This window comes from Kitasatospora sp. NBC_01539, assembly GCF_045040525.1.
In the GTDB taxonomy this organism is placed as follows: Bacteria; Actinomycetota; Actinomycetes; order Streptomycetales; family Streptomycetaceae; genus Kitasatospora.
Genome location: NZ_CP109390.1, coordinates 6,715,963 through 6,729,281 on the forward strand (window position 1 = coordinate 6,715,963; position 13,319 = coordinate 6,729,281).

Annotated in this window: 12 protein-coding genes and 1 tRNA gene; 11 read left to right on the forward strand and 2 right to left on the reverse strand. The window is 71.9% G+C overall.

The window, feature by feature from the left end:
* The first annotated feature begins 60 nt into the window (after window positions 1–60).
* Window positions 61–1,665, forward strand: a complete 1,605-nt coding sequence (locus OG335_RS29120) for a recombinase family protein (RefSeq protein WP_405014107.1) — start codon at window positions 61–63, stop codon at window positions 1,663–1,665.
* Here OG335_RS29120 and OG335_RS29125 read toward each other — a convergent pair.
* Window positions 1,647–1,731, reverse strand: a tRNA-Leu gene (locus OG335_RS29125). The two genes, OG335_RS29120 and OG335_RS29125, sit on opposite strands and share 19 nt — an antisense overlap.
* Before the next feature lie 599 nt (window positions 1,732–2,330).
* Between OG335_RS29125 and OG335_RS29130 the strand changes: the two genes are divergently transcribed.
* Window positions 2,331–2,873, forward strand: coding sequence for an ATP-binding protein (locus tag OG335_RS29130; protein WP_405015561.1), 543 nt, complete (start codon window positions 2,331–2,333; stop codon window positions 2,871–2,873).
* Window positions 2,874–2,903: 30 nt separating this feature from the next.
* On the opposite strand, the gene idi is transcribed toward OG335_RS29130, so the two are convergent.
* Complete coding sequence (gene idi, locus OG335_RS29135) at window positions 2,904–3,431, reverse strand: isopentenyl-diphosphate Delta-isomerase (protein ID WP_405015562.1); 528 nt, start codon at window positions 3,429–3,431, stop codon at window positions 2,904–2,906.
* Between the two features lie 732 nt (window positions 3,432–4,163).
* Between idi and OG335_RS29140 the strand changes: the two genes are divergently transcribed.
* The 9 genes from OG335_RS29140 (at window position 4,164) to hpnD (ending at window position 13,268) form a co-directional block, all read left to right on the forward strand.
* Window positions 4,164–6,011: a DUF5941 domain-containing protein gene (locus OG335_RS29140; RefSeq protein WP_405015563.1), complete on the forward strand. Its 1,848-nt coding sequence runs from the start codon at window positions 4,164–4,166 to the stop codon at window positions 6,009–6,011.
* Window positions 6,008–6,763 (forward strand): sugar phosphate nucleotidyltransferase, encoded by a 756-nt coding sequence (locus tag OG335_RS29145; protein ID WP_405014108.1) that lies wholly within the window; start codon window positions 6,008–6,010, stop codon window positions 6,761–6,763. Before OG335_RS29140 ends, OG335_RS29145 begins: the two co-directional genes overlap by 4 nt.
* Entirely contained in the window at window positions 6,751–7,812 is a 1,062-nt protein-coding gene (locus OG335_RS29150; protein WP_405014109.1) for an iron-containing alcohol dehydrogenase family protein, read from the forward strand. The genes OG335_RS29145 and OG335_RS29150 overlap by 13 nt, the downstream gene beginning before the upstream one ends.
* 70 nt (window positions 7,813–7,882) lie before the next feature.
* Window positions 7,883–8,620: a CDP-alcohol phosphatidyltransferase family protein gene (locus OG335_RS29155; RefSeq protein ID WP_405015564.1), complete on the forward strand. Its 738-nt coding sequence runs from the start codon at window positions 7,883–7,885 to the stop codon at window positions 8,618–8,620.
* An 8-nt stretch (window positions 8,621–8,628) separates the two neighbouring features.
* Window positions 8,629–9,501 (forward strand): glycosyltransferase family 2 protein, encoded by an 873-nt coding sequence (locus OG335_RS29160; RefSeq protein ID WP_405015565.1) that lies wholly within the window; start codon window positions 8,629–8,631, stop codon window positions 9,499–9,501.
* 63 nt (window positions 9,502–9,564) lie between these two features.
* Entirely contained in the window at window positions 9,565–10,482 is a 918-nt protein-coding gene (locus OG335_RS29165) for an ABC transporter permease (protein WP_405014110.1), read from the forward strand.
* The gene (locus OG335_RS29170) at window positions 10,475–11,290 is read left to right on the forward strand and encodes an ABC transporter ATP-binding protein (protein WP_405014111.1); all 816 of its coding nucleotides are present in this window, start codon (window positions 10,475–10,477) and stop codon (window positions 11,288–11,290) included. Before OG335_RS29165 ends, OG335_RS29170 begins: the two co-directional genes overlap by 8 nt.
* A gap of 128 nt (window positions 11,291–11,418) precedes the next feature.
* Window positions 11,419–12,369: a squalene synthase HpnC gene (gene hpnC, locus OG335_RS29175; RefSeq protein ID WP_405014112.1), complete on the forward strand. Its 951-nt coding sequence runs from the start codon at window positions 11,419–11,421 to the stop codon at window positions 12,367–12,369.
* Window positions 12,370–12,410: 41 nt separating this feature from the next.
* Window positions 12,411–13,268: a presqualene diphosphate synthase HpnD gene (gene hpnD / locus OG335_RS29180; RefSeq protein WP_405015566.1), complete on the forward strand. Its 858-nt coding sequence runs from the start codon at window positions 12,411–12,413 to the stop codon at window positions 13,266–13,268.
* Window positions 13,269–13,319: the final 51 nt, after the last annotated feature.

The following is a 13,319-nucleotide window of genomic DNA, read 5'->3' on the forward strand; positions in this document are numbered from 1 at the left end:
AGCATCAGGGGGGAACTTCAGGATCAGCAGGACCCGGAGTCCTCCCGTGCTTGGCAGTTGATGCGGGCGACCGCACTGATTGCGCCTCACGGCGGTGAGATCGTTGAGGAGTTCTTCGATGCGGGGCTGTCCCGGTCGGTTCCGTGGAAGCGCCGTCCGCAGGCCAACCGGCTGCTCGACGCGCTGAAGGACCCGGCTCGGGGGTTTGACGCCGTGGTGATCGGCGAGCCCCACCGCGCCTTCTACGGAAACCAGTTCGGCAACACCTTCCCACTGTTCACCCACTTCGGGGTGCCGCTCTGGGTGCCGGAGGTCGGTGGCGCGGTCGATGCGGACAACGAAGCGCACGATGTGATCATGTCGGTCTTCGCCGGCATGTCGAAGGGTGAGCGCACCCGCATCAAGCTCCGCGTTCGTACCTCGATGGCCGCCCAGACGAAGATCGAGGGCCGGTTCCTGGGTGGCCGCCCTCCCTACGGTTACGCCATCGTCGCGCTCGGGCCGCACCCGAACCCGTCCAAGGCCGCCGACGGCCGGATGCTCCACGGCCTGGATCCCGACCCGATTGCCGCCGTGGTCGTCCAGCGCATCTTCGCCGAGTACCTGGCGGGTCTTGGGTTGTTCGCCATCGCGGAGGGGCTGACCCGGGACGGGATACCCTGCCCGTCGGCCCACGACCCCGCGCGCAATCCTCACCGGATCGGCATCGCCTGGGCCAAGAGCGCGGTGCGTGTCATCCTCACCAACCCCCGCTACACCGGCCGCCAGGTCTGGAACAAGCAGCGCAAGGACGAAGTCCTCCTCGACACTGACGATGTGACCATGGGGCACATCGGCGTGATGCGCTGGAACCCAAAAGACAAGTGGATCACCTCCGACGAGCTCGTCCACGCGCCGCTGATCGACGACGACACCTTCCAGGCCGCCCAGGACCTCCTCGCCTCCCGGGGGCGCGGGCCCAAGGAACACGCCACCCACCGCGCCAAGCGCCACTACACGCTGCGCGGAGCCCTGATGTGCGGCCTCTGCGACCGGAAGATGCAGGGCCAGTGGAACCACGACAAGCCCTACTACCGCTGCCGCTTCCCCGAGGAGTACGCACTCGCCAACCACGTCCACCATCCCCGCAACATCTACCTGCGCGAGGCAGACGTCCTGCTGCCGCTGGACGCCTGGCTGGCCCGCGCCTTCGCCCCGCACCGCCTGGAGAGCACCATCGACGCGCTCCTCCAAGCCACACCTGCGCACACCGACGACGGCGCCGACATCGAGCGGGCCCGCCGGCAAGTGAAGGAGTGCGACACGAAGCTGGCGCGCTACCAGGCGGCCCTCGACGCCGGCGGGGACCCGGCGGCCATCGCGCAGTGGACCAACGAGGTCCGGGCACAGCGGACCCAGGCCCAGGCACGGCTGCGGACCGTACCCCGCTCAACGGCCCCGTCCAAGGCGACGATCCGGAAGATGATCACGGGCCTCGGCGACATGGCGAAGGTGATCCAGAACGCTGCACTGGAGGACAAGGCCGAGGTCTACCGGACGCTCGGCATCCGAGGAACGTATCACCCGGGAACGCAGAAGGTGCGGATCGAGGCGAACCTCGACCCGCACCTTCTCACTGCATCATCTCCCCGTGGGGAAATGGTTTGTGTCCGAGGGGGGACTTGAACCCCCACGCCCGATAAAGGGCACTAGCACCTCAAGCTAGCGCGTCTGCCATTCCGCCACCCGGACGGGGTGTGTTGCCTCGGGGCTTCCGTTTCCTTCGCCCCCTGGCGACAGAGAGAACATTACCAGGCCCCGGGAGTGCTTCTCACCTGCGTTTCTGCACCCCTGGGCGGCGGGTGCGAGGAGATGCCGGCGAATGGGCATGGATCATGGCGAAACGGACATGCGCCGGGCGAGGGCGAGAGCGGGAGGTGCCGTGGTGAGAGGCGTGAAGGCTGCGCCCGGCGATCGTGCTGATCTGGGAAAACCGTCGGCAGACTGACCGTTCCGCTGGTAGAACGAGTCGAGATCGGACCGATGCGGTCCGGTTGCGTTCGCAAGTGGTCTGAACAGTTCACCCGCCGCCAAGTTCCAGTCCCTTCCCCAGGGGCGACGGGTGCTCTCCTAGCCTCTGTGGACCGAGGGAGCCTTGCGGAACGCCCGATTCCCGAAAGGCCGCCGGCTCGTGAGGGCCCTCGCGCGGCCTGCGGCGGAGCCTCCCGTCACGATGCGAAGGGTGGCTGGACGTGGAACAGATCAGCGAGGCGGCCTCGCGCCGGCCGTCGGCGGAGGCCCCGGACGCGGGCCGGGCGGCCCCTTCCGGCGCGCGGCGCGAGGAGCGTTCCCTGCGACGCGACGACCCGGCCGACGGCCGTGAGGACCCCGCACCGAGAGAGGCCCTCGCCCCGGGACGTGAGGGCGGTGCCGGCCCCGCGCCGGGCGTCTGGCGCTTCGCCGCCGTCGCGGAGGAGGCGGCGGTGCCGCGGACCCGTCATGCGGTCCGCGACCGGCTGCTGGCGCAGGGCATGGCGGGGGAGCGGTACCAGGAGCTGATCGACGACCTGCTGCTGATCGTGTCCGAGCTGGTCAGCAACGCCGTCACGCACGCCGCCGTGGTGTCGCCGCAGCTCACCACGGAGCTGGCGATCGGCGACGGCCGGGTGCGGATCGCCGTGGAGGACCTCCACCCCTACCGGCCGAAGGCGCTGGAGAGCGATCTCGGCAAGCTCGGCGGCCGGGGCCTGCTGCTGGTCAAGAGCGTGACCCTGCAGGCGGGCGGGGTGTGCGACGTGGAGCGCACCGGCGACGGGGGCAAGGTGATCTGGGCCTCCCTGCCGATCCCGGCGGCGGGTGCGGACGAGCCGGCCGGGCACCCCTGGGAGCTGTGACGCCCCGGACGCCCGGCCGGTCCGAGCCTGCTACCAGCCGCGGCCGGTGATCTCCCGGATGCCGGGCAGGGCCGCGTCGAAGACCGTCCGGAACCAGGCGGAGAACGGCTTCTCCGCCTCCAGGGCCTTGAGTTCGTCCGCGGTGACGAAGCGGGTGTCGGCGATCTCGTCCGGGTCGGGCACGAGGTCGGCGGTGACGAGGCCGACGAAGAGGTGGTTCCACTCGCGCTCGATCAGGCCGGAGGCCTCGTCGGGCAGGTCGTAGCGGACGGTGCCAGCCTCGCAGAGCAGCGCGGGTGCGGCGCCGAGCTCCTCCGCGGTGCGGCGGGCCGCGGCGACGAACGGCTGCTCGCCGGGGTACGGGTGGCCGCAGCAGGTGTTCGACCAGACCCCGGGGGAGTGGTACTTGCCGAGGGCGCGGCGCTGCAGCAGGAGGCGGCCCTGCTGGTCGAAGAGGAACACCGAGAAGGCGCGGTGCAGGCGGCCGGGCTGCTGGTGGGCCCAGAGCTTCTCGGCGGTGCCGATGGTGAAGCCGTCGTCGTCGACGAGTTCCAGCATGATCTCCGTCGCGGCCGCGGCGGGGCCGGTCGCCGTTCCGGGATCCGTGTCGAGATCTGTGTCGATCTCCGGGAGGGTGTGCGTCCGGTCGGTCGACGAGATGTCGGACATGGGGTCCCCTTCGCAAGTGGCGTCGGGCCCCAAGTCTGCCCCATCGCCGGAGGTCCCGGCCGTGCGACGCACATGCGGCCCGGGAAGGGGCGAATGATCGGGAGATGCGTTCGAGTGCTGAACGATTTCGTTCCCGGTTCTTCATCTTGTGCCTGTTCGGTGATCGGACGTGTGCCCTAAATCCGCCGGTCCCCGGCTTGAATGCGGAGTGCACCGTCCGGAATGATGATCCGAACGGCTCCGCGGCCCGCTCGGCCGCAGACCGCCCGCCGGGACGCGGTCCGCACCCGACCCGTCCTGCCGCCGCGCAGAGGATGCCCGATTCGGGGGCAAACGCCCCGTCCGGTAGCCTCGACCGGTGCGCCGGACCCGCAGGGCGGCGCCGCCACCCACATCCTGTCCCACCGCACCCCGTTGTGGCCGGACGTACACAACGCCAGGGAGTGAGTCCCGCTGTCCACCGTGATCGTGACCGGCTCCGAGCCGTCGGCCGTCGAAGGACCGGGCGGCTCCCTGCCGCTCGTCGCGACGGGCTCCGGCGGGCGCGCCGGGGCGGGAACCACCGCCACCGTGACCGCACTGCCGATCCCCGTGCAGACCGGCCGCCCCGTCCCCCGCACCGTGCCCGCGGCGCTCGCCGCCGACCTGGCGGACCTCGGCTTCGACCGCGTCCTGCACGCGGCCGACGCCGGCGACGTCGCCGCCCTCCTCGCCGAGACCGGCCCCGCGGAGCGCGTCGCCGTCGTCGACGCGGGCTTCGTCGGCCACCGGCACGCCCTGCGCCTGGGCCTCACCGACCCCCGGTACCCGGCGGGCGCCGTGCCCGGAGCGCTCGCCGTCGCCGGAGCACCCGCCCTGGACGCGCTGCGCGCCGCGGCCCGCCGGCTGGCCGACACGGCGGACACCGCGACCCCGCTCCCGGACGCGCTGGCCGCCGCCCTGCACGAGGCCGGCACCCCCGTGCAGCACCCCGACCTCGGCACCCTCGTCGCGACCGTGCCCGGCACCGGCGACGAGCTGGCCGCCGCCCGCGCCGGCGTCGCCGCCGTCGACGAGGAGGCCGTCCGGCTGCGCCGCGCGGTGAAGGGCCGGGACGGCTTCTTCACCACGTTCTGCGTCAGCCCGTACTCGCGGTACCTCGCGCGCTGGTGCGCCCGCCGCGGCCTCACGCCGAACCAGGTCACCACCGCCTCGCTGGTCACCGCGCTCGCCGCCGCCGCGAGCGCGGCCACCGCGACCCGGCCCGGCTTCGTCGCCGCCGGCCTCCTGCTGCTCTTCTCCTTCGTGCTCGACTGCACGGACGGCCAGCTGGCCCGCTACTCCCTGCAGTACTCCACGGTCGGCGCCTGGCTCGACGCCACCTTCGACCGCGCCAAGGAGTACGCGTTCTACGCGGGCCTCGCGATCGCCGGCACCCGCACCGGCGACCACGTGTGGGCGCTCGCCCTCGCCGCGATGGTCCTCATGACCTTCCGGCACAGCGTCGACTTCGCCTTCATGGCCGCCGACCAGGAGACCGCGCGCAACCCCGCCACCGCCGGCACCAAGGCGCAGTCCGCGAACAGCAGCCCCACCGCGCAGCTGTCCAACCGCCTCGACCGCCTCGGCTGGACGGTCTGGGCCCGCCGGATCGTCGTGCTGCCGATCGGCGAGCGCTGGGCCCTCATAGCCCTGCTCACGGCCCTCACCACCCCGCGGATCACCCTCACCGTGCTCCTCGTCGGCTGCGCCCTCGCCTGCTGCTACACCACGGCCGGCCGGGTGCTGCGCTCGGTCAACCGGCGCCGTCCCCGCACCGACCAGGCCGCCCGCGAGGTCGCGGTGCTCACCGACGGCGGCCCGCTCGCCGAGCTGCTCGCCCCGGTCCTGCGGCCCGTCGCCCGGCGGCTGCCCTCCCTCGCCGTCCCGCTGCTGGCCGCCGCCGTCGCCGCCGTCGGCATGCCGCTCGCCGCGTACGGCCTCGGCGGCACCTGGGGCGCGGTCGGCGCCGCCGCCGGCTACGTCCTGCTCTGCTCCCTCGTCCTGGCCCGCCGGCTCACCGGCGCCCTCGACTGGCTCGCCCCCGCGTTCTTCCGCGCCGGCGAGTACCTGACCGTCCTCGCCCTGGCGCTGCGCCTGGACACCGCCGCCCTCCCGGCCGCGTTCGGGCTGGTCGCGGCCGTCGCCTACCATCACTACGACACGGTGTACCGCCTCCGCGGCGGCACCGGCGCGCCGGCCCGCTGGCTGGTACGCGCGACCGGCGGACAGGAGGGCCGGGTCCTGCTCGTCACCCTCTGCGCCGCACTCGTGTACGGCGGTGCCCCGACCGGGCCCGTCGGCCACGAGGGGCCCGGAGCGGCCGCCCTGCAGGGCGTGCTGGTGGCGCTGGCCGCCGTCCTGGCCCTGGTCGTCGTCGCCGAGTCCATCCACTTCTGGGTGTTCGGCGACGCCACGGCAGAACACGACGAATCAGGAGACACCGCATGATCGGCCTCGTCCTGGCAGCCGGCGCCGGCCGCCGGCTCCGCCCGTACACCGACACCCTGCCCAAGGCACTGGTGCCGGTCGACGGCGAGCGGACCGTCCTGGACCTCACCCTCGGCAACTTCGCCGAGGTGGGGCTGCGCGAGGCCGCCATCGTGGTCGGCTACCGCAAGGAGGCGGTCTACGACCGCAAGGACGCCCTGGAGCAGAAGTACGGCGTCAAGCTCACCCTGGTCGAGAACGACAAGGCCGAGGAGTGGAACAACGCCTACTCCCTGTGGTGCGCCCGCGACCTCTTCGGCGAGGGCCTGCTGCTCGCCAACGGCGACACCGTGCACCCGGCGTCCGTGCAGCGCACCATGCTCGACGGCAACGACCGGCTGACCGCGGAGGGCGCCGCCCCCGGCATCCTGCTGGCCCTGGACACCGTGAAGAAGCTGGCCGACGAGGAGATGAAGGTCGTCGTCGACCCCGCCCTCGGCATGCGCCGCATCACCAAGCTGATGGACCCCTCCGAGGCCACCGGCGAGTACATCGGCGTCACGATCATCAACCCGTCCGCGAAGGACGCCCTCGCGGACGCCCTGCAGGCGACCTTCGAGCGCGACCCGCAGCTGTACTACGAGGACGGCTACCAGGAGATGGTCCACCGCGGCCTGCGCATCGACGTGCAGCCGATCGGCGAGGTCACCTGGGTCGAGGTCGACAACCACGACGACCTGGCCCGTGCGCGGGAGATCGCGTGCCAGTACTGACCCGGCTGCTGCCGTCGCCCGTCTTCGTCGAGATCCGCCCGGGCGCCCTCGACGCGCTCGGCGGCATCCTCGCCGACCAGCGGCTGTCCGCCTCCGGGCGGATAGCGGTGGCGATCAGCAGCGGTTCCGGCACGGTGCTCCGGGAGCGGCTCGAACCGCTGCTCCCGGGCGCCGCCTGGTACGAGGTCGCCGACGGCACCCTCGACAGCGCGGTGCGCCTCGCCGACCAGATGCGCGGCGGCCACTTCGACGCCCTCGTCGGCCTCGGCGGCGGCAAGATCATCGATGCGGCGAAGTACGCGGCCGCCCGGGTCGGCCTGCCGGTCGTCGCGGTCGCCACCAACCTCGCGCACGACGGCATCTGCTCGCCGGTCTCCATCCTCGACAACGACGCCGGCCGCGGCTCGTACGGGGTGCCCAGCCCGATCGGGATCGTCGTCGACCTCGACGTCATCCGCAAGGCCCCGCAGCGCTTCGTGGCGGCCGGCATCGGCGACGTCATCTCCAACATCTCGGCCTGCGCCGACTGGGAGCTCTCCCACCGGGTCACCGGCGAGCCCGTCGACGGCCTGGCCGTCGCCATGGCGCGCTCGGCCGGCGAGAACCTCCTCCGGCACCCCGGGTGCCTGGAGGACCAGGACCTCCTGATGACCCTGTCGGAGGCCCTGGTACTGTCCGGCATCGCGATGAACATCGCGGGCAGCACCCGGCCCTCGTCGGGGGCCTGCCACGAGATCTCGCACGCCCTGGACGTGCTCCACCCCAAGCGGTCCGCCCAGCACGGCGAGCAGGTCGGCCTCGGCGCGGCCTTCGCGAGCTTCCTGCGGGGCGAGCGCGAGCTGACCGGCCTGATCGTCGAACGCCTGGCGAGCCACGGCCTGCCGGTGACGGCCGACGAGATCGGATTCACCGAGGCGGAGTTCACCGAGGCGGTGCACTACGCCCCGAACACCCGTCCCGGGCGCTTCACCATCCTGGAACACCTCGACCTCTCCCCATCCGACATCAGGGACGCGTACGCCGACTATGTCCAATCAGTCCACCGCTGAACGCCCTCCGGTCGACCTGACCCGCCGCCCCTCCATCGAGGAGCTGCGGGCCGTCATCCACCCCGAGGGCATGCTCCAGCGCCGTAGCGCCGAGCACTGGGCCGGCCGCCTCTACATGCGGAGGATCTCGCTGCGGATCACCCGCGTGCTGAGCACCGTCACGGTGATCACGCCGAACGGCCTGACGTACCTGATGATGTTCACCGGCGTCCTGGCCGGTGCGGCCCTGGTGGTCCCCGGCCTGACCGGCGCCGTCCTGGGCGCCGTGCTGATCCAGCTCTACCTGCTGCTCGACTGCGTGGACGGCGAGGTCGCCCGCTGGCGCCGCCAGACCTCGCTCACCGGCGTCTACCTGGACCGCGTCGGCCACTACATGTCCGAGGCCGCCCTGCTCACCGGCCTCGGCCTGCGGGCCACCGACCTCCTCCACGAGGAGGGCTCCTCCTCCGCCTGGCAGTGGGCCTTCCTCGGCACGCTCGCCGCGCTCGGCGCCATCCTGATCAAGTCGGAGACCGACCTCGTCGACGTGGCCCGCGCCCGCAGCGGCATGACCGCGGTCGAGGACGCCGCCTCCGTGCCGCGCTCCTCCGGTGTCGCCAAGGCCCGCAAGGCCGCCTCGCTGCTGAAGTTCCACCGGCTGGTCGGCGCCGTCGAGGCCTCGCTGTTCATCCTCGCCGCGGGCATCGCGGACGCGGTCGCCGGCGGCCTCTTCTACACCCGCCTCGCGGTCGTCGTGCTGGCGGCCATCGCCATGCTGCAGACCGTGCTGCACCTGCTGAGCATCGTCCTCTCCAGCAGGCTGCGATGAGCGACGCGCTGCGGCTGGGCGCCGTCGTCATCACCCAGGGCAACCGCCCCGCGGAGCTGAACGCCCTCATCGCGTCCGTCCGCGCCCAGGACGGCCCGCCGGTCGAGATCGCGGTCGTCGCCAACGGCGCCCCGCTGCCCGAGCTGCCCGAGGGCATCCGCACCGCCGAGACGCCCGAGAACCTCGGCATCCCCGGCGGCCGCAACGTCGGCATCGAGCTGTTCGGCCCCGACGGCGCCGACGTCGACGTGGTGCTCTTCCTCGACGACGACGGCCTGCTGCCCAACTGCGACTCCGCGCAGCTGCTGCGCCGGGCCTTCACCGAGGACCCGTCGCTCGGCATCGTCTCCTTCCGGATCGCCGACCCGGACACCGGCGTCACCGCCCGGCGGCACGTCCCCCGGCTGCGCGCCAGCGACCCGCTGCGCTCCTCCCGCGTGACGACCTTCCTGGGCGGCGCCAGCGCCGTCCGCACGGCGGTCTTCCCGCAGGCCGGCCAGCTCCCCGGGGAGTTCTTCTACGCGCACGAGGAGACCGACCTCGCCTGGCGCGCGCAGGACGCCGGCTGGGCCATCGACTACCGGGCCGACGTGGTGCTGCACCACCCGACCACGTCCCCGGCCCGGCACGCCACGTACTTCCACAACGTGGCCCGGAACAGGGTCTGGCTGGCCCGACGGAACCTTCCGGCCCTGTTGGTGCCTCTCTACCTGGGAACCTGGTTCCTGCTCACCCTGGCCCGCCGCCCGTCCGGCGACGCGCTGAAGGCCTGGACGGGCGGTTTCCGGGCAGGCTGGCGCGAGCCCTGCGGGCCGCGACGGCCGATGCGATGGCGTACGGTATGGCGATTGACCCGCTTGGGCAGACCGCCAATCATCTGATCGCTGCTGCCGGTAGTACCCCCCTGCCGGTCGAATCAATCTTTCCCGTGATCAAGGACGAATGTGTCGACTCTGAGTGACCCGCTCAACCTCTCGGCCCCGAGGGGTGCCGACGCGGGCCTGACCCCGAAGCAGCTCGTGGCCAAGTACGGCCTCACCGTGAGCGGCCGCCGGCCCGGCCTGGCCCAGTACATCAAGGACCTGTGGGCCCGGCGGCACTTCATCGTGTCGTTCGCGACCGCGAGGCTGGTGGCGCAGTACAGCACGGCGAAGCTCGGCCAGGTCTGGCAGGTCGTGACGCCGCTGCTGAACTGCATCGTCTACTTCCTGGTCTTCGGTCTGATCCTGGGCAACAAGTCGATCCCGAACTACGTGCCCTGGCTCTGCATCGGCGTCTTCATCTTCCAGTTCATCCAGAGCGCGGTGCAGTCCGGTACGCGGTCGATCTCGGACAACCTGGGCCTGATCCGGGCGCTGCACTTCCCCCGGGCGGCGCTGCCGATCGCCTTCACGATCATCCAGCTCCAGCAGCTGCTGATCTCGATGGTGGTGCTCGTCGGCATCGTGCTGGCCAGCGGCATCATGCCGGCGGTGACCTGGACGCTGGTGGTCCCGACCCTGCTGCTGCTCTGCCTGTTCAACACCGGCATCGCGCTGGTCATGGCCCGGATCGGCGCCAAGACCAGCGACATGGCGCAGCTGATGCCGTTCATCCTGCGCACCTGGATGTACCTCTCGGGCGTGTTCTACAGCATCGAGGGCAACATCAAGTCCTGGCCGCGCTGGATCCAGATCATCGCGGACGTGAACCCGGCGTCGGTCTACATGGACCTGATCCGGTTCGCCTTCGACCCGACCGACTTCAACCGCGGCGCGCTGCCGCCGCACGTCTGGGCGATCGGCATCGCCTGGGCGCTGGTGGCGTTCCTGCTCGGGTTCGTCTACTTCTGGAAGGCAGAGGAGCAGTACGGCCGTGGCTGACATCGCAACGAGCAACGTCAAGGAGGCGGCCCCGGTGGACGCCGACCAGACCCGCGTCCCCACCGTCGTGGTGGACGACGTGCACATCGTCTACAAGGTGCACGGTGCCGGTTCCGGCAAGGGCAGTGCCACGTCGGCACTGAGCCGGATCATCTCGCGCAAGCGCGCGCCCTCGATCCGCGAGGTGCACGCGGTGCGCGGCATCAGCTTCACCGCGTACAAGGGCGAGGCCGTCGGCCTGATCGGCTCGAACGGCTCCGGCAAGTCGACGATGCTGGCGGCCATCGCCGGCCTGCTGCCGACCGAGCGGGGCGGCATCTACACCAACGGGCAGCCCTCGCTGCTCGGCGTGAACGCCGCGCTGATGAACGACCTCACCGGCGACCGCAACGTCGTGCTGGGCTGCCTGGCGATGGGCATGACGCCCGCCGAGGTGAAGGACCGCTACCAGGACATCGTCGACTTCTCGGGCATCAACGAGAAGGGCGACTTCATCACCCTGCCGATGCGCACGTACTCCTCCGGCATGGCGGCCCGCCTGCGGTTCTCCATCGCCGCGGCGAAGACGCACGACGTGCTGCTGATCGACGAGGCGCTGGCCACCGGCGACCAGAAGTTCCAGCGGCGTTCCGAGGCGCGCATCCGTGAGCTCCGCAAGGAGGCCGGCACGGTCTTCCTGGTGAGCCACAACAACAACGCCATCCGGGACACCTGCGAGCGCACCATCTGGATCGAGAAGGGCGAGCTCGTCATGGACGGCCACACCGACGAGGTCGTCCGCGCGTACGAGAAGCACAACCGCGGCTGATCACCGCAAGAAGGGGCCGGTGCCGGGATCTCTCGGCACCGGCCTCCGCGTTGAACGGACGCGTTGAACGGACCAATCCGGCCGTGTCCGAGGCGGACCTGCGGCGGACGGCGGTGTAGAACGGGGGAGTGACGGCAGTGGCGGCTTCGGCCAAATCAGACAATCAGACAGGCGGGACCACGCTGGACAAGGCGGACCTGGAGAACTTCCCGGTCGCACCGGCCTTCCTCCCCGCCGCCTGGCGCACCGACCTCATGGCGGTGTACGGCTTCGCCCGTCTGGTCGACGACGCCGGAGACGGCGATCTCGCCGACCCGGGACAGGTCGCCGCACTGCTGGACGTGCCCGCCGACGACGGCGACACCCCCGGCGGCACCACCGCCTTCCGCCTCGCCCTGCTCGACGGGCTGGAGCGCGACCTCGACCGCGTCTTCGAGGCCGCCCTCGGCCGGGGCGGCGAACCACCGCGCCACCCGCTGATGCGCGCCCTCGTCCCGCTGGTCGAACGGCACCCCGTCACGCCGGAGCCGTTCCGCCGTCTGATCGAGGCCAACCGGGTGGACCAGACGGCCACCCGCTACGCGACGTACCAGGACCTGATCGGCTACTGCACGCTCTCCGCCGACCCCGTCGGCCGGCTCGTGCTGGCCGTCGCCGGTGTCGCCACCCCCGAGCGGATCGTCCTCTCCGACGCGATCTGCAGCGGCCTGCAGATCGTCGAGCACCTGCAGGACGTCGCCGAGGACCTCGGCCGCGGCCGCATCTACCTGCCCGCCGACTCCCGCGAGCGCTTCGGCGTGACCGAGGCCGACCTCGCCGAGCCGACGGCCGGTCCCCGGGTGCGCGAGCTCGTCGCCTTCGAGGCCGAACGCGCCCGGACCCTGCTGGACCGCGGCGCGCCGCTGGTGGGTACGGTTCACGGAAGGCTACGGCTGCTGCTGGCGGGCTTCACCGCCGGCGGGTACGCGGCCCTGGCGGCCGTCGAGGCCGCCGGGTACGACGTGCTCGCGCATCAGCCCAAGCCGGACAAGCGCCGCCTCGCCCTGCGAGCGGCGGCACTCTTCGCGAAGGGAAGGTGAACGCCCGCGTGGCGGCATCACCACTGGCGTCGGCGCCGGTCATGGCGGCCTACCGGTACTGCGAGGCGGTCACCGCGCTCCAGGCCCGCAACTTCAGCTACGGCATCCGGCTGCTGCCGGAGCCCAAGCGGCTCGCCATGTCCGCGCTCTACGCCCTCGCCCGCCGGGTGGACGACATCGGCGACGGCGACCTCCCCCCGGAGCGCAAGGCCGAGCACCTGCAGCGCACCCGCGAGCTGCTCGACGGGGTCCGGGCCGGCACGGTCGGCGAGGACGACACCGACCCGATCAAGGTGGCCCTCGCGGACGCCGCCCGGCGCTTCCCGATCCCGCTCGGCGGCTTCGACGAGCTGATCGACGGCGTCGAGATGGACCTCAAGGGCGTCGAGTACCGGACCTTCGAGGACCTCAAGGTCTACTGCCGCTGCGTGGCCGGCTCCGTCGGCCGCCTCTCGCTCGGCGTGTACGGCTGCGACGACCCGGAGCTCGGTGCGCAGTACGCCGACACGCTGGGCCTGGCCCTGCAGCTCACCAACATCCTGCGCGACCTGCGGGAGGACGCCGCCAACGGCCGCACCTACCTGCCCACCGAGGACCTCGTCCGGTTCGGGTGCCAGGAGGGCTTCGCCCTGTCCGCGCCGCCGGTCGGTGCCGACTTCGCCGGGCTGGTCGCCTTCGAGGCGCAGCGCGCCCAGCAGGCCTTCGAGGAGGGCCTGCGGCTGCTGCCGATGCTCGACCGCCGCAGCCGGGCCTGCACCGCCGCGATGGCCGGCATCTACCACCGCCTGCTCGGCCGGATCGCGGCCGATCCGGAGTCGGTGCTGCGGGGCCGCGTCTCGCTCCCCGGCTGGGAGAAGGCCTACGTGGCGCTGTCCGGGCTCGCCGGAGGGCGTTCTTGATTCTCCCCCGAGTTATGTCACGCTGTGTCAACAGGGAATCACCTGCATGTG